This is a genomic window from Streptomyces odontotermitis (assembly GCF_050510915.1).
Lineage (GTDB): Bacteria > Actinomycetota > Actinomycetes > Streptomycetales > Streptomycetaceae > Streptomyces.
In genome coordinates this window covers 240,438-265,723 of record NZ_JBNJLS010000001.1, presented here as the reverse complement: position 1 = coordinate 265,723, position 25,286 = coordinate 240,438, and the positions used below count along the sequence as shown (strand labels likewise).

The window sequence follows — 25,286 nt, the reverse complement described above, 5'->3', positions numbered from 1 at the left end:
GTGCGTTACGGGGTGACCTCGATGTTCGTCAGGCCCTTGCCGCCCGTCACCGTGTTGCTCGCGTAGACCTTCGTCGTGCAACTGCCGCTGCTGTTCGTCACGTTGATCGCCAGTTGCTTGTCGCCCGACGCGCCCGTCAGGTCGGACTTGTTGGCGCGGAAGACCGTGCCGCAGCCCCAGCCGGACTGCTGGGTGTGGGTCTCGTAGCCGTTGTTCGTGGTGTTCTTGCCGGTGTTGTTCTCGATGACGTAGTCGTTGCCCTTCACGTCGACCCAGGAGTCGTCGTAGTTGTTGCCGGTGAGGCCCCTGCCGTCGAAGGTGTTGCCGGAGACCTTGCCGCCGGTCGTGCCCTCCTTGAGGTCGACGGACTCGCCGCCCACGTCCGGGCCGATCGTGTTGTCGAGTATCTGGACGTTGTCGCTCTTGTCGGAGAGCGTGTTCGCGGAGCCCACGTAGACGCCTTCTCCCATGCCCCGGTTGTCGTTCCCGGTGTCGTAGATGCGGGAGTTCTTGATGACGCCGTCGCTGCTCGACTTACGGAAGTGGACGCCCTCCATGTCGAGGCCGTGGACCGTGACGGTGTCCACGACGACGCCCCGCGCCGAGTCGATCATGATGCCCTTCTGGCCGCCCGTGACGGTGATGCCCTTGACCGTCCAGTACGAGGCGCCGTCGAGGTGCAGGCCGTAGCCGCCGCCCGCCGTGAGGACCGCCTCGGCGGAGCCGGTCAGGGTGATGCGGGAGCCCTGGCTCGCGGCCTTCGTGGCCTTGAAGTTGCCGGAGTAGGTGCCGTCCGCGAGGTGGATCGTGTCGCCCGAAGTGGCGCTCGCCAGAGCCGACTTGAGCTCCGCGGAGGTGGATACCTCGATGGTGCCTGCCGTGCCGGCTGACCCCGGGGCGGGGGTCGCCATGGCCGCCGCCGTGAGGGTCCCGGAGCCGGCTGCCGCCGTGAACACGGCCGTGAGCAGGGTGTTTCGAATGCGTCGCGTGCGCATGTGGGGGTGGCCTTCCCGTCGGTTCGCTCGGTTCTGCCCGAGCGAAGGTTCAGTGACATGAACTGCGGGCGGGAACATGAACGTAGAGGTGCGGCATGGTCGCGTCAAGACGGGGTGGGGGTCAGGTAAGCGGACGCTGTGAAGGGGGCGCGTCGGGGAATGGGCGCGCCCCGCCCCGCGTTCTTCTCTACGAACACGAGGAGGAGCGGTCACAGTGCATGATCCGCAGGGTTTGTACGCATGGGAGCCGAAGGGTCTCGCCGTCGTCGACATGGCACTCGCCCAGGAGTCGGCCGGACTTGTCATGCTCTACCACTTCGACGGGTACATCGACGCCGGTGAGACCGGCGACCAGATCGTCGAGAGACTGACGGACAGCCTCCCGGGCCAGGTCGTGGCCCGCTTCGATCACGACCGTCTCGTCGACTACCGCGCCCGTCGCCCGCTGCTCACCTTCAAGCGGGACCGCTGGACGGACTATGAGGTGCCCACGCTCGACGTGCGGCTGCTTCAGGACGCCACGGGCGCACCCTTCCTGCTGCTGTCCGGACCCGAGCCGGACATCGAGTGGGAGCGCTTCGCCGCGGCCGTCCAGCAGATCGTGGAGCGCCTCGGCGTGCGGCTCTCGGTGAACTTCCACGGCATCCCGATGGGCGTCCCGCACACCCGGCCCGTGGGCCTCACCCCGCACGGCAACCGCACCGACCTGGTGCCGGGACACCGCAGCCCCTTCGACGAGGCGCAGGTGCCCGGCAGCGCGGCGTCCCTCGTCGAGTACCGCCTCCTGGAGGCGGGCCACGACGTCCTCGGCGTCGCCGCGCACGTCCCGCACTACATCGCGCGCTCGGCCTACCCGGACGCCGCACTGACCGTCCTGGAGGCCATCACGGCCGCCACCGGCCTGGTGCTGCCCACCGCCGCGCACTCGCTGCGCACCGAGGCGCACCGCACGCAGACGGAGATCGACCGGCAGATCCAGGAGGGCGACGAGGAACTGGTCGCGCTCGTACAGGGACTTGAGCACCAGTACGACGCGGCGTCGGGCGCCCAGGAGCGCGGCAACATGCTCGCGGAGCCCCTGGACATCCCGTCGGCGGACGAGATCGGCCAGGAATTCGAGAGGTTCCTCGCGGAACGCGAGGGCGACGCGTAACAGCAGGGCCTAAGCTGCCGCTCATGCTGAAAGTGGGTTTGACCGGCGGAATCGGTGCGGGCAAGAGCGAGGTGTCGCGGCTCCTGGTGGAGCGTGGCGCGGTCCTGATCGACGCGGACAGGATCGCCCGTGAGGTGGTGGAGCCCGGAACTCCCGGGCTCGCCGCCGTCGTTGAGGCTTTCGGCCCGGACGTGCTCGCCGCGGACGGCTCCCTGGACCGCCCCAGGCTGGGGTCGCTCGTCTTCGCCGACGCGGAGAAGCTCGCCGCCCTGAATGCGATCGTGCACCCCCTGGTCGGGGCCCGCTCGGCGGAGCTCGAGCGGGCCGCGGCCTCCGACGCCGTCGTCGTGCACGACGTGCCGCTGCTCGCGGAGAACGGCCTGGCGCCGCTCTACGACCTCGTGGTCGTCGTCGACGCCCGCCCCGAGACCCAGCTGGACCGCCTCGTGCGGCTGCGCGGGATGACCGAGGAGGACGCCCGCGCGCGGATGGCAGCCCAGGCCACCCGCGAGAAGCGCCTGGAGATCGCCGACGTCGTCATCGACAACGACGGCCCTCTGGAGGGGCTCGGCGAGCGCGTCGACGCCGTGTGGGCGGAGCTCGTACGGCGGGCGCAGGCCGCGTAGGACGGGGCGGGGGAGCGGGGAGGCGGGGGAGTCGTGGGCGTACTGGCACTGATCACCGCCCTGGGCGGGCTCGTCGCGCTGCTCGCGGGGACCTACGGGCTGCGGCGCATCCGGGCCATCACGGAGTCGGGCGTCGTCGCGGACGCGCTGGTCAAGGAGGTGCAGCCGGGGGCGGACCGGCCGCTGCTGCAGTTCGAGACGAAGGACGGCCGGGTCGTGGAGGTCATCTCCCCGGTGCCGCCGACCCGGAAGCGGCCCCTCCAGGCGGGCGATCACGTCCGGCTCGCGTACGACGACGAGGACCCGACCGAGACCGTGCTGCTCGGCCGGGAGCGCAGGGGAGCCGACCGGGCCTTCGTGGTCGCGGGCGCCGCGCTCGTCGTCCTGGGCGCCGTGCTCGCCGCCGTGGCCGGCTGAGCCGGAGCGGCACGGAATACACCGGCGTACGGAGTGCGTTGAGCGTGACGAGAGCGCAGTGAGGGAAGGAGTACCGGCGTGCCCGACATCACCCCGGAGACGCACGTCATCGACTACCGCGCGGCGGAGCAGCTGCTGGCCGCCCGTGATCCCCGCGGCGCCGTGAAGCTGCTCGACACGGTCATCGCGGCGTACCCGGAGAACACCGCGGCGCGGCTGCTGCGCGCCCGCGCCTTCTTCGCCTCCGCCCAACTGCGCGCCGCCGAGCTGGAGTTCACCATCGTCCTGGAGCGCGAGCCGGACAACGCGTTCGCGCACTTCGCCCTGGCCCGCACCTACGAGCGCGCCTCGAAGCCCGAGCAGGCCCGCCGCCACTTCCGGCTCGCGGCCGCGCTCGACCCGCAGCCGGAGTATCTGGCGGCGGCCCGCTTCGAGGAGTAGCTAGCTTCTCGGGGGCTCGTACGGCGGGACGTCCCGGCCCGGCTGGTAGTGCGGGCCTTCGTGGAGGTGGTGGACGATCGCTGCGAGGTCGGCGGTGACGACAAGGAGTAGCGCCCCGAAGGCGGCCGCCCAGCCGGGGCGGCCCGCCAGGGCGAAGAGCACGGTGCCTCCGGCCGCCCAGAGCAGGCCCCATACGCTGAACCAGAAGCGCATGCGCAGCGGACTGCGTGCGGTCGTCGGTTCACTGCCTGTGCGTGCGTGAGGTGACATGAGAGTTCACTTCCTCCCTCTCAGGATAGGACGGGTGGGGCATGGCGGAGCAGGGCGTGCTGGACGTGCTGGCGGCGGACGAGACGCTCGCCGCGTGGCTGCGGGGGCTGCCGGACGATCCGGACCTGCCGCAGGACGTGGCGCTGCCGGACGGCGCCGACCTGGCCGACGTGCTCCTGGAGCTCGCCGTGCCGCACGGGGACATCGCCGAACTCCTCGCGCTGCGCCGCCGGTTCGCGGACGACCCGGGGGCGTGGCTGCTGCTGCGGCGGTGTGTGGGCGCGGTGGTGCGTGGGATGGGCGAGGAGGCGGTGCCGCCGCGGTTCCTGCCGCAACTCCCGGCGGAACTCGGCGCGTTCGGGCGGTGCTTCTACGCGTACGTCCTGGTGGCGGCGTTGCCGTACACGCGCGCGTACCACCGGGGCATCGGGGTTCCGGACGAGGTCGCGCGCAGCACGTTCGCGGACGTCGGGCGGAACCTGGCGCTGCACCGCAGGCGGTACGGGTCCGTCGGGGTGCTGGTGCCGTCGTGGCTGGTGCTGCATCTGCGCGGGCTGCTGTACCAGCTGGGGCGGCTGCAGTTCCAGCACGCCGTGCTCGGCGCGCGCACCGGCGCGGTGGTGGCGGCGGCCGGGGTGGCGGCGGAGGGCGACCCCTGTCTGAACCTGCACATACCCGACTACCTGGGGCCGTTGTCCCCTGAGGCGTGCGACCAATCACTGGCCCGCGCGCGGGAGTTCTTCGCCCGGCACTATCCGCAGCGCCGCTATCCGGTGGCCGTGTGCCACTCCTGGCTGCTCGACCCGCAGCTGCGCGACCAGTTGCCGCCGGAGTCCAACATCATCCGCTTCCAGGGTCGTTTTCGGACAGCGCGACGGGAGACGGAGCCCGATGACCAGGGCCCGGTGGCCTTCGTCTTCGGCGATCCCGAGCTGCCCGTCGCGGAACTGCCGCGCCGTACCCGGCTGGAACGCGCGGTCGGGGACCATCTGCGGGCGGGCGGCCACTGGTACGGCGGGCATGGCTGGTTCCCGCTGTAGCGGGCGGGAGCGGGGCCGGGGGCGGGAACTGGGCTCGTGGCGCGCCTCGTTGGCGGGGCATGAGCACTGAGATGCGTACGGGACATGAGGGTACGGGCCCCGGGGCGATCACTCCGGACGGCTGCGCGGTGGATCTCTACGAGCGCCTGACCGTGGGCGACGAACCAGAAGTGATCGAGGCCGCGGTGCCCGCCGGGGCGCACATCCTCGAACTGGGCAGTGGTGCGGGCCGCGTGACGCGCCCGCTCCTGGAGCGCGGCTTCCGCGTGACGGCGGTGGACGAGTCCGCGGAGATGCTGGAGAAGGTCGAGGCGCTCGACGGAGTGCAGGTGGAGCGCACGGTCTGCTCCCCGATCGAGTCGCTCGACCTCGGCGAGACCTTCGACGTCGTGATGCTCGGGTCGTTCCTCGTGCACACGGCCGAGGTCGAGGTGCGGCGCGGCCTGCTCGACGCGTGCCGACGCCATGTGGCCGACGGCGGCGTGGTGTTGATCCAGCGCGAGGGCGCGGACTACCACACGAACCTGCCGCGCGAGCGCGTCGACCGCGGCGGGTACACGGTGCGCATCGTCTCCGCGGACCCGGTCGGGGACGGGGTGAACTCGGTCCGCGCGGAGTACATCTTCCCGGACGCCGTCTGGACCCAGACGTTCCTGGCCAGGCCGCTCACGAAGGAGCAGTTCGAGGCGGCCCTGGCCGAGTCGGGCCTGAAGGTCGACAAGTACCTCACGGAGGACGGGATCTGGGTGCGGGCCGTCGCCGCGTGACCACGGGCGGCCGGGGGCGATGAGTTCCGGGCGGTCGCGCGGTCTACCTCTGTGACCGCGCGGAGAGCGCGGGCCAGCCCTTCCAGGAGGAGACCGCCGTGTCCGAGACCGTATCCACCGCCCCGCCCGCCCCGTCCGTGGCCTCCGGGCCGCGTGCCCGCCGCGTCCTGCTCACCGTTCAGGTGCTGCTCGCCGCGTTCTACGGGATCGCGAGCGCCGTGCCCAAACTGATCGCCCACGAATCGGCCGTCGAAGCCTTCGACAAGCTGGGCTGGGGCGCGCCGGGGATGTACGCGATCGGCGCGCTCGAGCTCGCGGGGGCGGTCGCCCTGCTGGTGCGGCCGCTCAACTCCCTTGCCGCGACGGCCTTCATCGGCCTGATGTGCGGGGCGTTCGTCGTCCAGGTCACGGCCATGGGCGGGGAGAACGCCGCGACGCCGCTGATCCTGATCGTGCCGCTCGCCTGGATCGCCTGGGCGCGCCGGGACCAGAACGGCGCGCTCGCGCGGCTCGTCACGGCCCGCCGGTGATCACCGGCCGGAGCCCGGCCAGGTGTTCGGCTCGGGGCCCGGCCCCGCGCCCCGCAGCCGCTCCATCTCCCGCCGGTCCCGCTTCGTCGGGCGGCCCGCGCCCCGGTCCCGCACCCCGGCCGGGGCCACCGCCTCACGCGGCGGGGGCGGCGGGCTGTTGTCGACATAGCACTCCACGGCCACCGGTGCCCCGACGCGCTTGCGGATCACGCGCTTCACCACGACGACCCGCTCCCGGCCGCCCGCCTGCCGCAGCCGCACCTCGTCGCCCACATGCACGCCGTACGCGGGCTTCACCCGCTCCCCGTTGACCCGCACATGGCCGCCCTTGCACGCGGCGGCACCCATCGAGCGCGTCTTGACGAGGCGTACGGACCAGATCCAGCTGTCCACGCGCACGCTGCCGCCCTCGGTGCCCGCACCGCCGCTCCCGCCGCCCGTGCCACTCGCAGTCTCCGAAGCCATGCCCCGACCTTACTCAGCCGGGCGGACACCGGCCCCGGCGAGCCATCCGGATCCCCCTTCCCTCGCACTCGATAATTCGGGCTAATCACCGCAAAAGGCAAATGACATGCCACCGCCCGAACTCGAACGCAGGGGTGCTGCCCATGAAGCCCGAAGAGCTCGAAGTCACCGTCGACGGACTGATGGACGGGTTGCGTGCCGACCTGGAACGCCTCGCCGCGATCCCCTCCATCGCCTTCCCCGGCTTCCCGCCCGAGCCCGTGCACGAGGCCCACGACCTGCTCGTCGGCCTCCTTCGCGACGTCGGTGTGGAGCGCGTCGACCGGATCGACCTGCCCGACACCGCGCCCGTGATCTTCGGCGAGATCCCGCCGCCGAGCCCGGACGCCCCGACCGTCCTGCTCTACTCGCACTACGACGTCCAGCCGCCCGGCGACGAGGCCCTCTGGCAGTCGCCGCCCTTCGAGCCGACCGCGATCGAGGGCGGGCTGCGGGCACGGGGCATCGCGGACGACAAGTCCAACGTCATCGCGCACCTCGGCATGCTGCGGGCCTTCCAGGGCCGCCCGCCCGTCGGCATCAAGATCGTCTTCGAGGGGCAGGAGGAGTACGGCAGCCCCTTCGACGACTACCCGCCCACCGACGCCGACCGGTTCGCCTGCGACGCCATGGTCATCGCCGACCTCGGCAACCTCCGCCCCGGCACCCCCACCCTCACCACCGGCCTGCGCGGCGCCTGTGAGGTGATCGTCGAGGCCCGCACCCTCGAAGAGCCGCGCCACAGCGGCGAGTTCGGCGGCGCCGCCCCCGACGCCCTGCTCGCCCTCCTGAAGGCCCTCGCCACCCTCCACGACGTGCACGGCGACGTCGCCGTGGAGGGGCTGCGGCGCGAGGACTGGACCGGCACCACCTACACCGAGGACGAGTTCCGCTCGCTGGCCGGGGTGCGCGACGGGGTGCCGCTCATGGGCAGCGGCAGCCTCGGGGAGCGGCTGTGGAGCGGGCCCGCGATCACCGTCATCGGCCTGGACGCGCCCAGCGTCGAGGGCGCCGCGTCGGCTGTGGTGCCCGCTGCGCGGGCCAAGCTGAACCTGCGCTTCCACCCCCGGCAGGACCCCAAGGAGGCGCAGCGCCGGCTCGTCGAGCACCTGAGCTCCCTCAAGCCCTTCGGGGTCCCGCTCACCGTCACGCCCGGCGACACCGGACCCGGCTACGAGGCGGTCACCGGCGGCCCCGCCTACCGCGCCGCGCTCGCCGCCCTCAAGGAAGCCTGGGGCAAGGACGCCTCGTACGTGGCGACCGGCGGCTCCATCCCGCTGGTCAACGGGCTCGCGAAGGCCGCGCCCGGCGCCGAGGTGCTGCTCTTCGGCGCCCAGGACAGCCTGTGCAACCTGCACGCCCCGAACGAGCGCGTCCTCTTCTCGGAGCTGCGCAACACGGTCGTCGCGATGTGCGCCTTCGTACGGGAGTACGCCGCCGGGTTCGAGGCGGGAGGCCGCGCGTGAGCACCTCCGAGACGTCCACCGGGCCGGACGGCACCCAAGAGCCCTCGGGCAAGCGGAAGTTCACCTTTCCCAGCGCCCTGACCGTGCTGGCCATCGTCACCGTCGCGGTCTGGCTGCTCGCCTTCCTCATCCCCTCCGGGCAGTACGACCGGGGCGACTCCGGCGCCCCCGTCGAGGGCACCTACCACCGGGTCAGCAACGACCAGTCGTTCGTCGACCGCCTCAACGACCTCTTCCTCGCCCCGGTCAACGGCCTCTACGGCATCCAGGACGAGAAGACCTCCCTGGTCGCACCGGACAACTCCGGCTCCCTGTACGGCAGTGCGGGCGTCTTCCTGTTCGTGCTCGCCATCGGGTCGTTCATCACCGTCGTCTTCGCGACCGGCGCGCTCGACCGGGGCATCGAACGCCTCGCGCACCGGCTGCGCGAGCGCGGCGCGCTGCTCATCGCGGGCATCATGGTGGTCTTCTCCGTCCTCGGCACGGTGGAGGGCTTCGCGGAGGAGACCCTCGGCTTCTACGGCCTGATCGTGCCGCTGATGCTGGCGCTCGGCTACGACCGGATGACCGCCGTGGGCGCGATCATCCTCGGCGCGGGCGTCGGGGTGCTCTGCTCCACGGTCAACCCCTTCGCGACCGGCGTCGCCTCCTCGGCCGCCGGGATCTCCCTCGGTGACGGCATCGCGCTGCGCTTCGTCATGTGGGCCGTGCTGACGGGGGTCACGGTCGCGTACGTCATCCGGTACGCGAAGCGCGTACAGAAGGATCCGGAGCGCTCCCTCTCCGGCTTCCTGCCCGGCGACCGGGAGCAGGCAGCCGCCGAGACCGGCGAGGCGCCGCAGCTGACCAGCACCCACAAGTCGGTGCTCGTCGTCATGGGGCTCGTCTTCGCCTTCATGATCTTCTCGGTGGTGCCCTGGTCCAGCGCGCTCACCGGCAACGCCGACGCCAAGCCCTACGGTTTCGAACTGGACTGGTCCTTCCCGCAGTTGGCGGCGCTCTTCCTGTGCGCGGCCGTCCTGGTGGGCGTGGTGGCGCGGCTCGGCGAGCAGAAGCTCAGCTCGACGATCATCCAGGGCGCCGCCGACTTCGTGTCCCCGGCGCTCGTCATCCTGCTGGCGCGCGGCGTCACGGTCATCATGAACAACTCGAAGATCACGGACACGGTCCTCGATGCCATCGAGGGCGTCGTGAAGGGCACCTCGTCGGGCCTTTTCGCGATCATCGTCTTCCTGGTGAACCTGCCGCTGGCCTTCCTGATCCCCTCCACCTCCGGCCACGCCACCCTCGCCATGCCGATCCTCGCGCCCCTCGCGGACTTCGCCGACGTCTCGCGCGCGGTCGTCGTCACCGCGTGGGCGGCGGCGAGCGGCTGGATGAACCTGTGGGTGCCGACCACCGCGGTCACCATCGGTGGCGTCGCCCTGGCGAAGGTCGGCTACAACAAGTACCTGCGGTTCGTCTGGCCGCTGCTCGCGATCCTGCTCGTGCTGATCTGCGTGTTCGTGGGCCTCGGCGCGGCCATGACCTGATGTGAGGGCGCGGGGCCCGGGGTGCGCGGGCTACGGTGCGTCGATGGGCCTCTATCCGGACATCGAACCCTTCGACCACGGCATGCTCGACGTCGGCGACGGCAACCGCGTGTACTGGGAGGTCTGCGGCAACCCGGTGGGCAGGCCCGCCGTCGTCCTGCACGGCGGGCCCGGCTCCGGCTGCACGCCGGGCTTCCGCCGCTACTTCGACCCGGACGCGTACCGCATCGTCCTCCTCGACCAGCGCGGCTGCGGCCGCTCCACGCCGCCCGCGAGCGACCCCGCGACCGACATGAGCCTCAACACGACCCGGCACCTGCTGGCCGATCTGGAGCTGCTGCGGCGGCACTTGGGCATCGAGCGGTGGCTGGTGTGGGGCGCCTCGTGGGGGTCCGTCCTCGGCCTGCGGTACGCGCAGACGTTCCCCGAGCGCGTCAGCGAACTCGTCCTCACCGGCCTCGCCACCGGCAGCAGGGCGGAGGTCGACCTCATGACGCGGGGGCTCGGCCGGATCTTCCCCGAGGCGTGGGCGGACTTCCAGGGCGCGGTGCCCAAGGAGGAGCGGGACGGTGACCTGGCGGCGGCGTACAACGCGCTCATGGAGTCGCCGGACGCGGCGGTACGGGCCGTGGCCGCGCGGGCCTGGACGGACTGGGAGACGGCGATGGCCTCGGCCCCGCCGCGCTCCGTGCCCCGCTTCGAGGACCCCGCCTACCGCGAGGCGTTCGTCCGCATCGTCACCCACTACTGGGCCCACGACCACTGGCTCGGCGGCGACGAGGTGATCCTGCGCGACGCGGGCTCCCTCGCGGGCATCCCCGGCACGCTGGTGCAGGGAGCCCTGGACTTCGGGAACCTGGTGGGCATTCCGTGGCGGCTCGCGGGGGCGTGGCCGGGGAGCGAGCTGGTGCTGGTGTCCGAGGTGGGGCACGACGCGGGCGCGGTGGGGATCGCGGAGGAGCTGGTCAGGGCGACGGACCGCTATCGCGGCTGAAGCCGGCCCTTGGTCCCCTTCTTGTCGGGGTGCCCTCTCCCGGGGCGGGCCTTGATCGCCCTTCGGGCTCGTCCTCAATCGCCGGACGGGCTGGATTCCCGCCGTCGGGGTGATCTTGGGGTGCCCCCGGGCCGTCGTGGCCCGGCATCGCGCGGCCCACTGGTGACACTCCGGGAAACGCTCCGAGTCCCCGGGAGTCACAGGTGCCCCACCTCCTCGCCCGCCCCCACCTCCTCGCCCGTCCCCGCCTCCTCCGCCTCGCGGTCACCGCCCTCGCCCTCGTCACCGCCTGCGCGCCCGCCCCCGCCCCCGCCCCCGGCCCCGGCGCCGAAGCCGGAGGCGCCCCCGCCCCCGTCGCGTTCTGGGTGAACCCGCACACCGCCGCCTCCCACCAGGCCGCCGTCTGGCGCGCCCAGAAGCGGGGCGCCGACGCCCGTCTGGTCGAGCGCATCGCGCGCCGCCCGCAGGCCGAGTGGCTGCACAAGAACCGGCCGGGCGCCGTCGTCCGCCGCTACGTCGACGCCGCCGCCAGGGCGCACCGCACCGCCGTCCTCGTCACCTACTTCATCCCGCACCGCGACTGCGGCGACTACTCGGCGGGCGGCGCCCACAGCGCCGCCGCCTACCGCCAGTGGATCGACGGGTTCGCCGCCGGGCTCGGCACCCGGGGCGCGTACGTCGTCGTGGAGCCGGACGCTGTCGCGCAGACCGAGGCCGGGTGCACCCTGGCGGACCCGCGCGAGCGTTTCGGGCTGCTCGCCTACGCGGTACGGCGCATCAAGCGGCACCCGCACACCAGGGTCTACCTCGACGCGGGCAACGCCAGCTGGATCCCCGACGAGCGGCGCCTGGTCGGCCCGCTGCGCGCCGCGGGCATCGCGCAGGCCGACGGCTTCGCCCTGAACGTCTCCAACTACCAGACGACCCGGGCCACTTCGGCGTACGCGCGGCGCCTCGCCAAGGCGCTGGGCGGCGGCAAGCACTATGTGATCGACACCAGCCGCAACGGCAACGGCCCCTACGCGGGCCCCCAGTCCTGGTGCAACCCGCCGGGCCGCGCCCTCGGCGCCCCGCCCACCACCAGGACCGGCGACCGGGCCGCCGACGCCTACCTGTGGGTCAAGCGGCCCGGCGAGTCCGACGGGACCTGCCGGGGCGGGCCGCCCGCCGGGCGCTGGTGGCCGCAGTACGCGCTGGGGCTCGCGAGCCGGGCCCGGGGCTGAGCGGGCCGGGCCCCCGCTCAACCCTTGTCCCGGCCCACCGGCCGGCTCAGGGCTGCCAGGCGTAGTGCACGTCCGGCTCGCCCTCCTCGTTGTCCCCGTCCGTCCACCGGTCCGCGACGAAGCCATGGCGCTCGTAGAAGCGGTGGGCGGGCTCGTTGACCTGGAAGGTCCACAGGTCGAGCCCGGCCGGGCTGAGCTCCTTGGCGAGCGCCACGAAGCGGTCCCCGATGCCGTGGCCGCGCCAACTCGGCGCCAGGTAGAGCTGGTTGAGCAAGGGGCCGTCGAGCACCATCAGACCGACGACCGCGCCCGCCTCCTCCGCGACCCAGGTGCTGCCCCGCGGCACCACGACGTCACGGATGTAGGCGCGCACCTCGTCGTCGGTGTGGGCGCGGCGCACGGTCGGCAGGGCGGCGTCGAAGGACGCCAGATAGACGTCGGCGACGGCGGGGGCGTCCGCGGCCGTGGCCGCACGCAGCGTCGTCACCGCGCCTCCGCCTCCGCCTCCGGTACGACGGCGGTCGCCGTGATCTCGACGAGCTGACCGGTGTAGCCGAGGACGGTCACGCCCAGGAGCGTCGAGGTGTGCGGTACCTCGGTGAGCAGCCCGGAGGCGCGGACGACCTCCCAGACCTCGCTGAGCGCGCCCGGTTCGTCCCCCACCACGTACACCGTGGAGGCCACCACCTGGGAGAGGTCGCTGCCGATCGCGCGCAGCGCCTCGTCCAGGTTGGCGATCACCTGGTGGGTCTGGGCCACCGGGTCGCCCTCGCCGATCAGCTTCCCGTCCGCGTCGAGCGGGACGGACCCGGCCATGAACGCGAGCCGGGTGCCCGCCTCGACGACGGCGGCGTGGGCGTATCCGGGAGGCGGGAAGAGGGACGGGACGACGGTGCGCGGAGCCGGGGAGGCAGAGACGGACATGACCCCATCCTGGGCGTGCCGGGCCCGCCGCCGCACCTCAATTTCCGCGGCGGCCTTCTCGGCTTCCTCCTCAGCGCACCGCCGCCGGTGAACTCCCGTCCGGCACCCGCAGTTCGGGTGCGCCCGAACCGTCCGCCGGCACCGTCCAGATGTCGCTCTTGCGGCCGGAGCGCCCCGGCAGGGCGTACGCGAGGGTGTCGTCGTCGAGCCAGGCGGCCTGGTCGTCGACGCTCTGCCGCTCGGCGACGGGGTGCTCGCGCAGGGTGCGCAGGTCGAGGACGTAGAGCCGCCAGGGGTCCGAAGTCCCTTTCCGCACGCGCTTCTTGAAGGCGATACGGGTGTTGTCGGGGGAGAGGGACGGGCACTCCACGTTCGTGCGCAGGTCGTGCGCGGCCCACTTCTTCATGTCGCCCTGGACGAGGTGGGTCTTCCCCTTCGTGGAGACGGTCGCGTAGAAGCGGTTGTCGTCCTTGGCGAACGTCACGCCCCAGTAGTTGACGTCCGGGGCGTGGTAGCGGCGCCCGCCGAGGGTGAGGGGGATCTCCTCCATGTTCTTGATGAGGTAGCCGGTACGGGTGTCCAGGATCGACGTACGCGTGGAGAAGGACGAGCCCGCGTACGAGTCCCCGGTCGCGAACATCGTCCACGACAGCATCCGCCCCGACGCCGAGACCCGGGCCCGGTTGGGGATGCCGGTGAGCGCGATGCGCCGCTTCTCGCGCAGCCGCGAGTCCAGTACGACCGCGTACGAGCGGGGCGGGATGCCGGGGCGGCGCTGGAGGCACAGGGCGGTGCGGGCGGCGGCGTAGAAGCGGTCGCAGGACGGGCCGTCGGTGGTGCGGCGCGCGCCGCGCTCCGAGAGGGGCAGACGGGCGACGCGGCCCGTGCCTGCGCCCGTACTGCGGAAGTAGAGATGGCCGTCGTCGAGGGCGAACTCCGATGCGGTGGTGGCCGGTTCGGCGCGCTGGGCGGCGCGCACCGTGTAGGCGACGGCGACGCCCAGGAGGACGGCGGCGGCCGCGGCGACGGCGATGATCCGGGAGCGGAGGGTCATGCCTGCCCTTCTTTCGATTCCGTCGATTCCGTCGATCCCGGGGGCCCCGTCGGTGCCGTCGGTCCCGTGCGGGGCAGCAGGAGCGTCGCCCCGGTGAGGGCGACGGCGAGCGCGAGGGCCGCGCAGGCCATGGCCGCGCTCACGCCCCACAGCGTCCACGCCGCGCCGAACCCGGCCGCGGCGAGCAGGCGGCTGAGGGCCTGGCCGGTCTGCAGGACGGCCATGCCGCCCGCCCGCCGCCCCTCGGGCAGGACGGGCGCGGCCAGGGCCATCAGGACGCCGTCGGTGGCCGCGTAGAAGACCCCGAGCAGCAACAGCACGCCGATGAGCAGCAGTTGACCGCCCGCGGGGGTGAGCAGCAGCGCGTACCCGCCGAGCAGCGCCGCGTGCCCGGCCAGGAACGGCAGGCGCCGGCCCGTCCGGTCGGCGAGGCGCCCCACAGGGACGGCGAGCAGCAGATAGACCGCGGCCGTGCCGAGGGGCAGCAGCGGGAACCAGCTCTCCGCGAAGTCCAGGCGCCGCTGCAGCAGCAGATACAGGAAGGCGTCCCCGATGGTGGCGGCGCCGAGCAGCGCGGCGGCCGCGAAGACCCGCCGGAACGCGGCCACGCGCAGCAGCTCAAGTACCCTGCCCCGGCGTGCCGTTGGCATGCTCGGAGCGGACAGCTGGTCGCGTCCCGGCACGAAGGCGACGAGCATCAGCACGCCCAGCAGGCCCACGCAGAAGCTGACGACGAAGACGGCGTCGTACGCGTCGGCGGTGGCCCACAGGAGCGCGAACGCGGCGAGCGGGCCGAGCAGCGCGCCCGTCGTGTCCATCGCCCGGTGCACGCCGAAGGCGCGGCCGAGCCCGTCGGGCGGGCTGCTCAGCGAGATCAGCGCGTCGCGTGGCGCGGTGCGCACGCCCTTGCCGATCCGGTCCGCCGCGATCGCCGCGCCGATCCCGGCCGTCGCGCCGCCCGCGAGGAGCAGCCCGAGCCGGGACAGGGCGGAGAGCAGATAGCCGGAGCCCGCGACGAGCTTGTGCCGCCCGCCGCGGTCGGCGGCGTACCCGCCGAGGAGCCGCACGACCGCGGTGGCGCCGTTGTAGAGCCCGTCGAGGAAGCCGAACTGCAAGGGGGAGAGGCCGAGCCCGACGACGAAGTACAGCGGCAGGACCGCCGAGACCATCTCCGAGGAGATGTCGGTGACGAGGCTGACGGCGCCGAGGGCGAGAACGGGCCCGGCGACGCGGACCCGCCCCTTCCGCCCGGCCTCCGCCTGCTGCGCCTCCTTGGCGTCCTTGGCCCGCTTCGCCTGTGTGGCCTGGGCGACGGCGTCGGTGGTGGACAGGTACATGTCCCGGTCCGATCAGTGGCAGGCGTACGACGGGCTGGTGTCCTTCGTCTTCCCGTCGGTGCCGATCAGCTCCCAGGAGAACCCGGTGTCCGTGAAGTTGAGCTTCACCACTCCGAAGGTCTTCGTGAGCCGCTTCTCGCTGTTGGGCTGCACCTCTTCGATCTTGTACGGGTTGGCGCCGCCCATGCCGCCGAGGAGCTCCACGAGGCCGTTCTTGTCGGCCTTGCCGTCCGGGTTCTGCGGGGCGAAGCGCTCGTAGTGGTGGTCGTGGCCGTTGAGGACGAGCTCGGCCTTGTTGTCGTAGAGGAGCTTCCAGACGGGGCGGCTGACCGGGTCGTTGCCGTGCTCTCCGGAGGAGAAGAGCGGGTGGTGCCAGTAGGCGGCCACGCACTTGCCGGAGTTGGCGGCGAGGTCCTTCTTGAGCCAGTCGATCTGCGCGGAGTCGTCGAAGCTGTTGGAGTTCAGGGCGATGAAGTGCCAGTTGCCCTGGTCGTAGCTGTAGTAGGGCTTGCCCTGGGGATAGGCGATGTCTCCGAAGTAGGACTTGTAGCCCTTGAGTTCGCCGTCCGGGTCGTACGTCTCGTGGTTGCCCGGGATGGGGTGCGTCTTGTCCTTGAAGGCGCCCCAGGTGGTGTCGTAGTAGTCCTCGAAGTCCTGCAGTCGGGCGTCGTCGTACTGGTTGTCGCCCATGGTCATCACGAAGGACGGGTTGATCTTCTTGACGAGGGCCGCGGTCTTGGGGTGCTTGCAGCCGCTGTCGTCGGCGGTGCACTGCTCGGCGATGTCACCGGCGGCGACGGCGGTGAAACCGGCGGCCCGCTGCGCCTGCGCGCCCTTCGTGGGCGCCGCGTCGGCCTTCTCCGCCGGGGACCAGAGGAGGGCGCCGCCGACGAGGGCGAGGGCGGCGCCCGCGGCTACGGGGATGCCGATGCGGGGGTTCTTCACGGGGTTCTTGGAGCGGTGACGCGTGGGGGACATGTCGTCTCCTGGGGTCGGCGTGGGGGTGCCGTTCTCGGGAGGCATCTTGTCGATGCGACATGTGCGCGTCAATGAGAAGAGCCGAGAATTGTTAGGAAAGTTTCCTACTGGAGGGTGACGGGGGCGCCGGAGAGCTGGTGAGGGGCGGCGTTGTCAGTGTGCTGACCTAGGGTTGCCCGAGGGTTGCTTGTGCCGGTCAGGGAGGTGAGGGGTGTGCGGTTGTTGCGTTCGTGCGCTGCCGTCTTCCTTCCGGCCGAGGTGCCGCGGGAGGGGCGGCTGGCGTTCTGGCGGCCGGATGGCGAGGCGCTTGGTGAGCTGCTCGGTGAGCAGCTCGATGAGGTGCCTTCGGCGGGCGGGTCCGAAGGTGCCGAGGGTGCGTACGAGGGTGCGTACGAGGGGGAGCTCACCGTCGTGCGGCCGCACGGCAAGGGCGTGCGCAGGCGCACCGTGCCCGCCCTGTTCCTGCCCGTCGCCGACGCCCTGCCGCTGCTCCTCGGCGCCACCCGCCCGCACCCCGGCACCGCCTGCTGGGCCGCGGCCGCCCGGCACGCCCTGCACCTCGCCGCGCGCGGCAAGCTCCTGCCCGGGCTCACCGCCGGGGACATGGACGCGTGGCGGGCCGGACCGCTGGACGCGGCGGACGCCGCGCACCTGCGCGCCATCGCCGCGGCCCTGCCCTCCGCGTCGCACGCGGTGCCGCTGCCCGGCAGCAAGCCGTTGCTCCTGCCCGAACCGACCGCGCTGGTCCGGGCGTTCGTCGACGCGGTGGCCGACTGCCTGCCCCGCACCCCGGCCGCCGAACACGCCGCGGGCGCCCTCACCTCCCGCACCGGGGCGGGCGTCCCCTTCGCGGCCCGGGCGCCCCAGCGGCTGCCCGGCGCGCGGGACTGGGCGGCGGAGGTCGCGGCGGGCGCGGACGCGGGCGTGCGGATCTCGCTGCGGCTCGACCTGAAGGCGTCGGAGGTGTTCGACGTGGAGGGGGACGGCGGAGAGAGGGGCGATGGGGAGAGGGGTGGCGGGGAGAGGGACGGCGGGGAGGGGGACGGCACGGGGGAGCGGCGGAGCGGTGCCGAGGGGCGAAGCGTCGCCGCCGCCGTGCTCCAGGTGCACAGCCTCGCCGACCCGACGCTGGTCGTGGACGCCGCCGCGCTCTGGGCGGGCGCCGACCACTTCGGGCCCCGGGCCCGCGTCGACACGCTGCTCGCCGTGCGCCGCGCCGCCCGCGTCTGGCCGCCGCTCGGCCGGATCCTGGAGCGGCCCCGGCCCGACGTACTGCCGCTGGACGAGCAGGAGTTGTACGAGATTCTGGGCGCCGCCGCGAGCCGGCTCGCCGCCGCCGGGGTCACCGTCCACTGGCCGCGCGACCTCACGCGCGGGCTCACCGCGACCGCCGTGGTGCGGGCGGCGCCCGGCACCTCGGCGGACAACTTCGACTTCTTCAAGACGGAGGAACTGCTCCGGTTCCGCTGGGAGGTGGCGATCGGAGCGGACGCCGAGCCGCTGACCGAGGCGGAGCTGGACCTCCTCGCGGAGGCGCACCGCCCCGTCGTCCGGCTCCGCGACCAGTGGGTCCTCGTCGACCCCGACCTCGTCCGCAAGGCGCGCAAGCGCGACCTCGGGCTCCTGGACCCGGTCGACGCCCTGTCCGTCGCACTCACCGGCGCCGCCGACGTGGACGGCGAGCGGGTGCGGGTCGTGCCCGTGGGCGCCCTGGCCCGCCTCCGTGACCGCGTCACCGCCGAGCCGGGCGCGACCCAGCCCCCGCCGGGCCTCGCCGCCACCCTGCGGGACTACCAACTCCGGGGCCTGGACTGGCTGGACCGCATGACGTCCCTCGGTCTCGGCGGCTGTCTCGCCGACGACATGGGCCTCGGCAAGACGGTCACGCTGATCGCCCTGCACCTGCGCCGCGCACGGCCCGAGCCGACCCTCGTGGTCTGCCCGGCGTCGCTGCTCGGCAACTGGCAGCGGGAGATCGAGCGGTTCGCGCCCGGCGTCCCGGTCCACCGCTACCACGGCGCCGACCGCAGCCTGGAGCCGGTGACCGGCGGCTTCGTGCTCACGACGTACGGCACGATGCGCACGAGCGCAGCCGAACTCGCCGGGCGTGGCTGGGGGTTGGTGGTCGCGGACGAGGCGCAGCACGTCAAGAACCCGCACGCAGCCACCGCGAAGGCGCTCCGCACGATTCCGTCGCCCGCGCGCGTGGCCCTCACCGGCACGCCCGTGGAGAACAACCTCTCCGAGCTGTGGGCCCTCCTGGACTGGACGACGCCCGGACTGCTCGGCCCCCTCAAGGCGTTCCGGTCCCGGCACGCGCGCCTGGTGGAGGGCGGCGGCACGGTGCCCTCGGACGAGGCCGACGCGGCGACGGAGCGCCTGGCCCGCCTCGTCCGCCCCTTCCTCCTGCGCCGCAAGAAGTCCGACCCCGGCATCGCCCCCGAGCTCCCGCCGAAGACCGAGACCGACCACCCCGCGCCGCTCACCCGCGAACAGGCGTCGCTCTACGAGGCGGTGGTGCGCGAGACGCTCGCGCGCATCGAGGCGTCGGACGGCATGGCGCGCCGCGGCCTGGTCATGAAGCTCCTGATGGCGCTGAAGCAGATCTGCAACCACCCGGCGCAGTACCTGAAGGACGGCACGCTCACCACGCGCGCGGGCGCCCCGCGCTCGGGAAAGCTGGAGCTCCTGGACGAGCTCCTCGACACGATCCTCTCCGAAGGCGGCTCCACCCTGATCTTCACGCAGTACGTGGAGATGGCCCGCCTCCTCGAAGCGCACCTGTCCGCGCGCGGGATCACCCACCAACTCCTGCACGGCGGCACGCCGGTGGCGCGACGGCAGGAGATGGTCGACCGCTTCCAGTCGGGCGAGAGTCCGGTGTTCCTGCTCTCCCTCAAGGCGGCCGGCACGGGCCTGAACCTCACCCGGGCGGGCCACGTCATCCACTACGACCGCTGGTGGAACCCGGCGGTGGAGGAACAGGCCACCGACCGCGCCTACCGCATCGGCCAGACCCAGCCCGTCCAGGTCCACCGCCTCATCACCGAGGGCACCGTCGAGGACCGCATCGCCGAACTCCTCGCGGCCAAGCAGGCGCTGGCGGACGCGATCCTGGGCGACGGCGCCGAAGCGGCCCTGACCGAGCTGTCGGACGCGGAGCTGGCGGACCTGGTGTCACTGCGGAGGGCGAGATGAGGGGCAGCGGCGGCTTCGGCCCCGGTTCCGGCGCGCGCTCAGGTGCGGGTCCGCACTCGCGTGGCCTCGGCCGGGCCAACGGCATGAGCGAGACGAGCCGCATGGGCAGCGGACGCGTGTTCCCGCCGCTGCCGCCGCGCGCGGACCCCAAGTCGCCCTTCGCCACCTCCTGGTGGGGCAACGCCTGGATCGACGCGCTGGAGGAGAGCGCCCTGGACCAGGCCCGCCTGGCGCGCGGCCGCACGTATGCGCGCGAGGGCGCGGTGGACACGATCACCGTCGCGCCCGGCCGCATCGTGGCGTACGTCCACGGCAGCCGCCCCCGCCCCTACCGCGCCGAGCTCCGCCTGCGCACCCTCACCCCCGAGGGCTGGACCCGCCTCCTGGACGCGGCGACCGAGAACCCCGCCCACACGCTGGCCCTCCTCGACAAGGAGATGCCGCAGGCGCTGAACGGGGCGGCGGCTCAGGCCGACGTCAAACTCCTCCCTTCGGCAAGGGAGTTGGAGCCCGCCTGCACCTGCCCGGACCGCGGCCACCCCTGCAAGCACGCGGCCGCCCTCGCCTACCAGACGGCCCGCCTCCTGGACGCCGACCCCTTCGTCCTGCTGCTCCTGCGCGGTGGCGAGGAGGCGGACCTCCTGGACGAACTGGCGCGGCGCAACGCGGTCAAGGAGGCGGCAGAGGTCCACCAGGCGAAGGCTGCGGCCGCCGCGCCCCCGGCTGTCGCACCCCGGAACGCCGCGTCCTCGACGACTGGGTCGTCGGCGGCATCGTCCTCGGCCGCCGCGTCGCCGACGGCAACGTCCCCGGCTCCTCCCTCCGATGCCTCAGCCTCGGACGTCTCTCCCGCCGAAGCCCCGGCCTCCGAAGCCCCGGCCTCCGAAGCGCCCACCTCCGAAGCCCCTGCCTCCGACGCCCCCACCTCCGTAGCCCCTACCTCCGACGCCCCCACCACCCTCACCCTCCCCGGCACCCCCGCCCGCGCCGCCTTCGCCACGGACTACCGCCCGCCGCTCCCGCCGCCCCTCGAACCCCCCGCCCACCCGGGCACCGCCCCCGCCTACCCGGACGTCGCGGGCGGCCCCGCCCCCGCCGCCCTGGAGTTCCTCGCCACGGACGCGGTGGCCCGCGCCCACGCGTACCTCGCCGCAGGCGTCACCCCCTTCGCCGCCCCCGACCCCTGGCACGACGCGGTCCGCCTCGCCGCCTCCCACCCGGGTCTCACCGGGCGCCGCAGCTTCGGCCGCCCCTTCGCCGAGCTGGCCCGATCGGTGGGCCGCACCCCCGCCGACCTCACTCGCGCGGCAGCGGCCTGGAGGCAGGGCGGTGAAGAAGGGCTCGCCACCCTCGAATCGCCCTGGGACCCGCCCGCAGGACCCTTCGACCGCGCCCGCTCCACCCTCGCCGCGGCGGGCCTGCCCCGCATGGCGGTCCGGCACAACTGGCTGACGGACGAGGCCGGTTCGGTGCAGCTGCGCTACGGGCGGGACGGGCGCTGGTATCCGTACCGGGGCGAGGCGGGGGTGGAGGACTGGTGGCCGGAGGGGGAGGCCGGGGAAGACCTGGTGCGGGTGCTCAATGCACTGCTCGCGCGGGGCGAGGCGGGATACGGTAGCGAGTGAGACGCCCCCTGAGCCCAAGCCGAAGCCGAAGCCGAGCTGAAGGAGCCGCCGTGGACGCCGAGTTGACCGCCCTGGCCACCGCCGGTGCGACCGCCCTCGTGCAGCAGATGGTGACCGACGGCTGGACGCGGGTGCGGGACCGGATGGCCCGTGTGCTGGCCCGGGGGCGTGACGGTGACGCGGACGGCGCCGCCGGGGTCGCCGGGGAGCTGGACGAGGCCAGGGACGATCTGGTTGCCGCGCGCGACGCCGAGGACGAGGACGCCCAGGCCGACGTCCTGGCGGAGTGGCGCAGCCGGATGCGGCGGACGCTGCGGGCCGACCCGGAGGCCGCTCGTGAACTGCGAGCGCTGTTGGACGAGTTGGGGTCCGCGGAGCCCGCTCAGGGGACGATGCAGGTGAACAACACCATCAGCGGTGGGGTGAACCACGCACCCGTCATCCAGGCGGGCAGCATCGGCAGCGTGCAACAGGGGTGGCCGCCGCGCACGTGACAATGCGTGTATGAGCAAAAGGACTTGGGCGGACGACACCGCCTTCCTCGACCACGTGGCCGACCGCCTCGCCGCTCTCCCCGGCGTCCGCGCCGTCACCCTCGGCGGGTCCCGTGCCCAGGGGACCCACACCGACGCCAGCGACTGGGACCTCGCCGTCTACTACCGGGGCGCGGGCCGAGGAACGGGAGGCGAGCCCTTCGATCCCGCCGATCTGCGGGCCCTGCGAGGAGCCGCCGGGTGGGAAGGGGAGGTCTCCGAGCTCGGGGCGTGGGGCGGGGGAGTCTTCAACGGGGGCGCCTGGCTCGTCGTCGACGGGCGCCGCGTCGACGTGCACTACCGCGATCTCGACGTCGTCGAGCGGGAGTTGGCGGAGGCGGAGCAGGGGCGGTTCCGGTGGGAGCCGCTGATGTTCCACCTCGCCGGGATCCCCGGCTATCTCCTCGTCGCCGAGATGGCCGTCAACCGCGTGCTGCGGGGAGAAGGGGAGCTGCCCCGCGTCGACGGGTATCCGGAGGCCCTCCGTAAAGCCGCACCCGGCGTGTGGTGGGGGCAGGCCCGGCTGACCCTTCAGTACGCGCGCGACAACAGCGCCCCGCGCGGGCAGCGCACCGAGGTCTCGGGGGCGCTCGCCGTCGCCGCCCTGCAGAGCGCCCACGCGGTGCTCGCCGCGCGCGGGGAGTGGGTCACCAACGAGAAGCGGCTGCTGGGGCGGGCCGGGCTGCGGGGGGTCGACGCCGTCCTCGCGGGGATGGGGGACGACCCGGGGGCGGAGGAGCTGACCGCCGCCGTCGACGAGGCGCGGGCCCTGTTCGAGGCGGCGGTCCAAGGGGGCCGGTAAGGAGCTCCGGCAAGGACCGGCAGGTCAGAAGTCCACCCGCGTCCGGTCGTCCGACCTCGCCACCGAGTCCTGCGCGTACATCCGCCGGTACTCCTTGCGGATCGTCTCGATCTGGGGGTCCCTCTTGGCTGCCTCGGTCGTCGGGTACATCAGGATCAGCTCGTACGAACGCTCGCGCTCGATCTTTCCGTTGGAGTCCCGCCACTGGCCGCGGCCGTTCTGCACGGTCAGCCCGTCGGGGAAGCTCGGCGTGACCTCCTCGTTGACGAACGACATGAACTGCTTGTCCGTCACCGCGGGGCCGCCGTCGGGGCGTTCCGTGCCGAAGAAGAGCCGGGTCTCCACGTAGGGCGCGCCCCGCTTCGCCGTCACCGGACCGGAGTCGGAGTCCAGCGCGGCGTACGCCGTCGGGGTTCCGATCGCCAGGACCGCGGTCGTGGCGAGGGCGGCGATGCGGGGGCCGGTGAGCGTGAGGGTGAGGGCCATGAGGCGATTCCCTTTCCGGGGTGGTCCGGGTCGGTCCGGGCGGTTCGGAGTGGTTCGGAGTGGTTCGGGGTGGTGACGCGCCGGTGCGGTGCGAGCGCACACGGTAGAGGAGGCCGGGCGCCCCGCATCCGTGATCGCCCGACCACGACCGGATTCCTTCCCCCCGGTGGTAAGCCGTCGTCTTCCCCCGCGTCACCCGACTCCCGTACGTTGCACGGGACTTGAATCATTCCGTGAGGCGGAGGAGACGCACGGTGCGCATGACCACACGTACACGTACGGGAGCGGTTCTCGTCGCCCTCGCGGCGGCGGGCGCCGCGCTCCTGCCCGGACCGGCGCAAGCCGCCCCGGCCCCCACCCGTGCCGCCGACGACGCCTACTCCGCCACCACCGCCGTCGGCATGCACAACGCCTACGAGAAGGCCAAGTACCCCTACCTCGCCGACGCCCTCGACTCCGGCGCCGGGATGCTCGAACTCGACGTGTGGACCAATGTGTTCGGTGGCGGCTGGCGCGTCTCGCACAGCAACCCGATCGGGAACGACAACAACTGCGAGAACGCCGCCGGCCCCGGCGAGCTGCGCACCAAGCCCCGCGACCAGCGGCTCGACGGCTGCCTCGCGGACCTGCGGGCGTGGCACGACGCCCACCCCGGGCACCGGCCGATCCTGGTGAAGGTCGAGATGAAGGACGGGTTCCAGGCCAGGAACGGGCGCGGGCCCGCCGAGCTGGACGCGCTGCTGCGGAGCAAGCTCGGGGACGCCCTGTACCGGCCCGCCGACCTCACCGCGGGGCGGCACGCCACCCTCGACGAGGCCGTGCGCGCGGACGGCTGGCCCTCGCGGAGCGCGCTCGCGGGGAAGTTCGTCTTCGACCTCATCCCGGGCACCGTCGAGCAGGGCAACCCCGCCGACAAGCTGTGGACCGACCGCGAGTACGCCACGCATCTGCGCGACCTCGCGGGCGCGGGGCGGATCGGGGACGCCGCCGCGTTCCCCGCGGTGCTCGGCGCGGCGGCGGGCGATCCCCGTACGCGGTACGAGGACGCGTCGATCCGGCCCTGGTTCGTCGTCTTCGACGGCGACGCCGCCACGTACGCGAACGGCACCATCGACACCCGCTGGTACCTCGACCGGCGCTACCTCCTCGTGATGACCGACGCCCAGAAGGTGCCCCCGGCCATCGACGGCGTCCACCCGACCGAGGCCCAGGCGCGCGAGCGCGTCGCGCTGCTCGCGCGTGCCAACGCCAGCGTCGTGTCGGCCGACTGGTATCCGCTGCCCGGGGTGCTCGGTTCCGTCCTGCCGCGCGGCTGAGGAGTCGGCCCGTGCCCGACCCGAGCCGTGTCCGGTGCGGGCTCAGACCGGGGTCCTGACCTTGATCCACACGGGCGCGTGGTCCGACGCTGGGGCGTTCCGCCGCTCCTGCGGGTCGTCGGTCACCGACGGCAGCTCGGGGGCGAGCGGCGCGTCCGGGGCGCCCGTGCCCGCCTCCGTCACCTGCCCCAACAGCCGCTTGCTGACCAGGACATGGTCGATCAGCTCGCGGCGCCCGGAGTACACCCGGGAGAAGCGGCGGCCCGGCGGGATCAGCTCGGCCACGTTCCACAGCCGGGCCAGGTCGCCCTTGTCGGGGTGGTCGAAGCCGGGGGTGCCGAGCTCCGAGCCGGGCGGGCCGAGCAGGATCTGCGTGGTCGCGGCGGCCGCCTCGTCGTTGAGGTCGCCGAGGACCACGCAGGAGTGCTCGCGGCCGTCGCCGTGCAGCATCCGGTCGGCGAGGCCGCGCACCGCCGTCGCCTCGGCCGCCCTGCGGAACAGCGCGTACGCGCCGAACCTGGCCCGCTCGCCCTCGTCGTGCGGCTGGAACCGGCCGCCCGGATAGGACAGCAGCTTCGACTTGAGGTGGCAGACGGTCGCGTCCAGGGCGATGGCCCGCGTCAGCAGGCTCACCGAGAGCGCGCCCCTGCTGAGCCGCGCCACGTCGGTCGTGGAGTCGTCCGTCTGGACCGGGCGCAGGGGAGCGGGGAAGGCGGGCTCGTCGGCGAGGACGGCGAGCGGGGTGCGGCTGAGGAAGCCGACGCGGATGCCCCGGGCGTCCGGGTGCTGGGAGAGCGTGGCGTGCCAGGTGCCGTCGAGGAGGCCCAGGAGGTCGTCGAGGGCCGCCGGCTCCCCGACCTCCTGCACCCCCAGGAGCACCGGGTCGAGGGCGCGCAGCATCGCCGCGAGCGAGGCCAGCTTCCGCTCGTACGCGACCTTGTCCTTGGGCCCGAACGCGCCGCCGGGCCGGTAGAGGTTCTCCAGGTTCCAGGTGCCGATGAGCATGTCGGGTCCCCTGTCCGGTAGTTGACCGCCGCACCGCCAGAGTGCTCGCGAACGCGCCCGCCGCCCAGCC

Annotated in this window: 26 protein-coding genes; 16 read left to right on the top strand and 10 right to left on the bottom strand. The window is 73.2% G+C overall.

Features of this window, described 5'->3' with window-relative positions:
* Window positions 1–5: 5 nt before the first annotated feature.
* A complete protein-coding gene (locus ACQB60_RS01295; RefSeq protein WP_496923919.1) occupies window positions 6–995 on the bottom strand; it encodes a right-handed parallel beta-helix repeat-containing protein in 990 nt (329 codons plus the stop codon).
* A 214-nt stretch (window positions 996–1,209) separates the two neighbouring features.
* Between ACQB60_RS01295 and ACQB60_RS01290 the strand changes: the two genes are divergently transcribed.
* The 4 genes from ACQB60_RS01290 to ACQB60_RS01275 all read left to right on the top strand — a co-directional run bounded on the left by ACQB60_RS01290 (window position 1,210) and on the right by ACQB60_RS01275 (window position 3,632).
* Window positions 1,210–2,148 carry a PAC2 family protein gene (locus tag ACQB60_RS01290; RefSeq protein ID WP_496923918.1) on the top strand — a complete coding sequence of 313 codons (939 nt, stop codon included), beginning with the start codon at window positions 1,210–1,212 and terminating at the stop codon, window positions 2,146–2,148.
* Window positions 2,149–2,171: 23 nt separating this feature from the next.
* Window positions 2,172–2,774: a dephospho-CoA kinase gene (gene coaE, locus ACQB60_RS01285; protein ID WP_496923917.1), complete on the top strand. Its 603-nt coding sequence runs from the start codon at window positions 2,172–2,174 to the stop codon at window positions 2,772–2,774.
* A gap of 33 nt (window positions 2,775–2,807) precedes the next feature.
* Window positions 2,808–3,191, top strand: a complete 384-nt coding sequence (locus ACQB60_RS01280; protein WP_496923916.1) for a DUF3592 domain-containing protein — start codon at window positions 2,808–2,810, stop codon at window positions 3,189–3,191.
* 78 nt (window positions 3,192–3,269) lie between these two features.
* Window positions 3,270–3,632 carry a tetratricopeptide repeat protein gene (locus ACQB60_RS01275; protein ID WP_496923915.1) on the top strand — a complete coding sequence of 121 codons (363 nt, stop codon included), beginning with the start codon at window positions 3,270–3,272 and terminating at the stop codon, window positions 3,630–3,632.
* On the opposite strand, the gene ACQB60_RS01270 is transcribed toward ACQB60_RS01275, so the two are convergent.
* Complete coding sequence (locus tag ACQB60_RS01270; RefSeq protein ID WP_496923914.1) at window positions 3,633–3,902, bottom strand: DUF6343 family protein; 270 nt, start codon at window positions 3,900–3,902, stop codon at window positions 3,633–3,635. It abuts the gene before it with no gap.
* 41 nt (window positions 3,903–3,943) lie between these two features.
* Between ACQB60_RS01270 and ACQB60_RS01265 the strand changes: the two genes are divergently transcribed.
* The 3 genes from ACQB60_RS01265 to ACQB60_RS01255 all read left to right on the top strand — a co-directional run bounded on the left by ACQB60_RS01265 (window position 3,944) and on the right by ACQB60_RS01255 (window position 6,239).
* A complete protein-coding gene (locus ACQB60_RS01265) occupies window positions 3,944–4,942 on the top strand; it encodes an acyltransferase domain-containing protein (RefSeq protein WP_496923913.1) in 999 nt (332 codons plus the stop codon).
* Window positions 4,943–5,001: 59 nt separating this feature from the next.
* Window positions 5,002–5,709, top strand: coding sequence for a class I SAM-dependent methyltransferase (locus ACQB60_RS01260; RefSeq protein WP_496923912.1), 708 nt, complete (start codon window positions 5,002–5,004; stop codon window positions 5,707–5,709).
* A gap of 98 nt (window positions 5,710–5,807) precedes the next feature.
* Complete coding sequence (locus ACQB60_RS01255; protein WP_496923911.1) at window positions 5,808–6,239, top strand: DoxX family protein; 432 nt, start codon at window positions 5,808–5,810, stop codon at window positions 6,237–6,239.
* On the opposite strand, the gene ACQB60_RS01250 is transcribed toward ACQB60_RS01255, so the two are convergent.
* Complete coding sequence (locus ACQB60_RS01250; RefSeq protein WP_496923910.1) at window positions 6,240–6,704, bottom strand: RNA-binding S4 domain-containing protein; 465 nt, start codon at window positions 6,702–6,704, stop codon at window positions 6,240–6,242. It abuts the gene before it with no gap.
* A 143-nt stretch (window positions 6,705–6,847) separates the two neighbouring features.
* On the opposite strand from ACQB60_RS01250, the gene ACQB60_RS01245 reads away from it, so the two are divergent.
* From ACQB60_RS01245 to ACQB60_RS01230, 4 genes are all read left to right on the top strand, one after another.
* Entirely contained in the window at window positions 6,848–8,209 is a 1,362-nt protein-coding gene (locus ACQB60_RS01245) for a M20/M25/M40 family metallo-hydrolase (RefSeq protein WP_496923909.1), read from the top strand.
* Window positions 8,206–9,741 (top strand): YfcC family protein, encoded by a 1,536-nt coding sequence (locus tag ACQB60_RS01240; protein WP_496923908.1) that lies wholly within the window; start codon window positions 8,206–8,208, stop codon window positions 9,739–9,741. The genes ACQB60_RS01245 and ACQB60_RS01240 overlap by 4 nt, the downstream gene beginning before the upstream one ends.
* 43 nt (window positions 9,742–9,784) lie before the next feature.
* Window positions 9,785–10,735 (top strand): prolyl aminopeptidase, encoded by a 951-nt coding sequence (gene pip, locus ACQB60_RS01235; RefSeq protein WP_496923907.1) that lies wholly within the window; start codon window positions 9,785–9,787, stop codon window positions 10,733–10,735.
* Window positions 10,736–10,938: 203 nt separating this feature from the next.
* Window positions 10,939–11,958, top strand: coding sequence for a glycoside hydrolase family 6 protein (locus ACQB60_RS01230; RefSeq protein WP_496923906.1), 1,020 nt, complete (start codon window positions 10,939–10,941; stop codon window positions 11,956–11,958).
* Window positions 11,959–12,004: 46 nt separating this feature from the next.
* On the opposite strand, the gene ACQB60_RS01225 is transcribed toward ACQB60_RS01230, so the two are convergent.
* From ACQB60_RS01225 to ACQB60_RS01205, 5 genes are all read right to left on the bottom strand, one after another.
* Window positions 12,005–12,445, bottom strand: coding sequence for a GNAT family N-acetyltransferase (locus ACQB60_RS01225; protein WP_496923905.1), 441 nt, complete (start codon window positions 12,443–12,445; stop codon window positions 12,005–12,007).
* Entirely contained in the window at window positions 12,442–12,882 is a 441-nt protein-coding gene (locus ACQB60_RS01220; RefSeq protein ID WP_496923904.1) for a RidA family protein, read from the bottom strand. Before ACQB60_RS01220 ends, ACQB60_RS01225 begins: the two co-directional genes overlap by 4 nt.
* A 70-nt stretch (window positions 12,883–12,952) precedes the next feature.
* Window positions 12,953–13,936 carry a TolB family protein gene (locus tag ACQB60_RS01215; protein WP_496923903.1) on the bottom strand — a complete coding sequence of 328 codons (984 nt, stop codon included), beginning with the start codon at window positions 13,934–13,936 and terminating at the stop codon, window positions 12,953–12,955.
* Window positions 13,933–15,273 carry an MFS transporter gene (locus ACQB60_RS01210; protein ID WP_496923902.1) on the bottom strand — a complete coding sequence of 447 codons (1,341 nt, stop codon included), beginning with the start codon at window positions 15,271–15,273 and terminating at the stop codon, window positions 13,933–13,935. The genes ACQB60_RS01215 and ACQB60_RS01210 overlap by 4 nt, the downstream gene beginning before the upstream one ends.
* Window positions 15,274–15,285: 12 nt before the next feature.
* Complete coding sequence (locus ACQB60_RS01205; protein ID WP_496923901.1) at window positions 15,286–16,251, bottom strand: metallophosphoesterase family protein; 966 nt, start codon at window positions 16,249–16,251, stop codon at window positions 15,286–15,288.
* 213 nt (window positions 16,252–16,464) lie between these two features.
* Here ACQB60_RS01205 and ACQB60_RS01200 point away from each other — a divergent pair, with 213 nt between their 5' ends.
* The 4 genes from ACQB60_RS01200 to ACQB60_RS01185 all read left to right on the top strand — a co-directional run bounded on the left by ACQB60_RS01200 (window position 16,465) and on the right by ACQB60_RS01185 (window position 22,409).
* Window positions 16,465–19,449 (top strand): SCO1167/SCO6262 family helicase, encoded by a 2,985-nt coding sequence (locus ACQB60_RS01200; RefSeq protein ID WP_496923900.1) that lies wholly within the window; start codon window positions 16,465–16,467, stop codon window positions 19,447–19,449.
* An 83-nt stretch (window positions 19,450–19,532) separates the two neighbouring features.
* Entirely contained in the window at window positions 19,533–21,074 is a 1,542-nt protein-coding gene (locus ACQB60_RS01195) for an SWIM zinc finger family protein (protein ID WP_496923899.1), read from the top strand.
* 50 nt (window positions 21,075–21,124) lie between these two features.
* On the top strand, window positions 21,125–21,568 hold the full coding sequence (locus ACQB60_RS01190) for a hypothetical protein (protein ID WP_496923898.1): 444 nt from the start codon (window positions 21,125–21,127) through the stop codon (window positions 21,566–21,568).
* A 10-nt stretch (window positions 21,569–21,578) separates the two neighbouring features.
* The gene (locus ACQB60_RS01185; protein ID WP_496923897.1) at window positions 21,579–22,409 is read left to right on the top strand and encodes a nucleotidyltransferase domain-containing protein; all 831 of its coding nucleotides are present in this window, start codon (window positions 21,579–21,581) and stop codon (window positions 22,407–22,409) included.
* A gap of 24 nt (window positions 22,410–22,433) precedes the next feature.
* Here ACQB60_RS01185 and ACQB60_RS01180 read toward each other — a convergent pair whose 3' ends face one another.
* A complete protein-coding gene (locus tag ACQB60_RS01180) occupies window positions 22,434–22,895 on the bottom strand; it encodes a DUF3574 domain-containing protein (protein WP_496923896.1) in 462 nt (153 codons plus the stop codon).
* 260 nt (window positions 22,896–23,155) lie between these two features.
* Here ACQB60_RS01180 and ACQB60_RS01175 point away from each other — a divergent pair, with 260 nt between their 5' ends.
* Window positions 23,156–24,211, top strand: coding sequence for a phosphatidylinositol-specific phospholipase C domain-containing protein (locus ACQB60_RS01175; protein ID WP_496923895.1), 1,056 nt, complete (start codon window positions 23,156–23,158; stop codon window positions 24,209–24,211).
* 42 nt (window positions 24,212–24,253) lie between these two features.
* Here the strand turns inward: ACQB60_RS01175 and ACQB60_RS01170 are convergent, their stop codons facing one another.
* Window positions 24,254–25,216, bottom strand: coding sequence for an endonuclease/exonuclease/phosphatase family protein (locus ACQB60_RS01170; RefSeq protein WP_496923894.1), 963 nt, complete (start codon window positions 25,214–25,216; stop codon window positions 24,254–24,256).
* Window positions 25,217–25,286 lie beyond the last annotated feature (70 nt).

What these genes read in the sequence shown, in the direction of transcription:
- ACQB60_RS01295 (WP_496923919.1), bottom strand. Translation starts at nt 995, where the DNA reads ATGCGCACGCGACGCATTCGAAACACCCTGCTCACGGCCGTGTTCACG.
- coaE (WP_496923917.1), top strand. Translation starts at nt 2,172, where the DNA reads ATGCTGAAAGTGGGTTTGACCGGCGGAATCGGTGCGGGCAAGAGCGAG.
- ACQB60_RS01270 (WP_496923914.1), bottom strand. Translation starts at nt 3,902, where the DNA reads ATGTCACCTCACGCACGCACAGGCAGTGAACCGACGACCGCACGCAGT.
- ACQB60_RS01265 (WP_496923913.1), top strand. Translation starts at nt 3,944, where the DNA reads ATGGCGGAGCAGGGCGTGCTGGACGTGCTGGCGGCGGACGAGACGCTC.
- ACQB60_RS01260 (WP_496923912.1), top strand. Translation starts at nt 5,002, where the DNA reads ATGAGCACTGAGATGCGTACGGGACATGAGGGTACGGGCCCCGGGGCG.
- ACQB60_RS01250 (WP_496923910.1), bottom strand. Translation starts at nt 6,704, where the DNA reads ATGGCTTCGGAGACTGCGAGTGGCACGGGCGGCGGGAGCGGCGGTGCG.
- ACQB60_RS01245 (WP_496923909.1), top strand. Translation starts at nt 6,848, where the DNA reads ATGAAGCCCGAAGAGCTCGAAGTCACCGTCGACGGACTGATGGACGGG.
- pip (WP_496923907.1), top strand. Translation starts at nt 9,785, where the DNA reads ATGGGCCTCTATCCGGACATCGAACCCTTCGACCACGGCATGCTCGAC.
- ACQB60_RS01220 (WP_496923904.1), bottom strand. Translation starts at nt 12,882, where the DNA reads ATGTCCGTCTCTGCCTCCCCGGCTCCGCGCACCGTCGTCCCGTCCCTC.
- ACQB60_RS01215 (WP_496923903.1), bottom strand. Translation starts at nt 13,936, where the DNA reads ATGACCCTCCGCTCCCGGATCATCGCCGTCGCCGCGGCCGCCGCCGTC.
- ACQB60_RS01210 (WP_496923902.1), bottom strand. Translation starts at nt 15,273, where the DNA reads ATGTACCTGTCCACCACCGACGCCGTCGCCCAGGCCACACAGGCGAAG.
- ACQB60_RS01205 (WP_496923901.1), bottom strand. Translation starts at nt 16,251, where the DNA reads ATGTCCCCCACGCGTCACCGCTCCAAGAACCCCGTGAAGAACCCCCGC.
- ACQB60_RS01195 (WP_496923899.1), top strand. Translation starts at nt 19,533, where the DNA reads ATGAGCGAGACGAGCCGCATGGGCAGCGGACGCGTGTTCCCGCCGCTG.
- ACQB60_RS01185 (WP_496923897.1), top strand. Translation starts at nt 21,579, where the DNA reads ATGAGCAAAAGGACTTGGGCGGACGACACCGCCTTCCTCGACCACGTG.
- ACQB60_RS01180 (WP_496923896.1), bottom strand. Translation starts at nt 22,895, where the DNA reads ATGGCCCTCACCCTCACGCTCACCGGCCCCCGCATCGCCGCCCTCGCC.
- ACQB60_RS01175 (WP_496923895.1), top strand. Translation starts at nt 23,156, where the DNA reads ATGACCACACGTACACGTACGGGAGCGGTTCTCGTCGCCCTCGCGGCG.
- ACQB60_RS01170 (WP_496923894.1), bottom strand. Translation starts at nt 25,216, where the DNA reads ATGCTCATCGGCACCTGGAACCTGGAGAACCTCTACCGGCCCGGCGGC.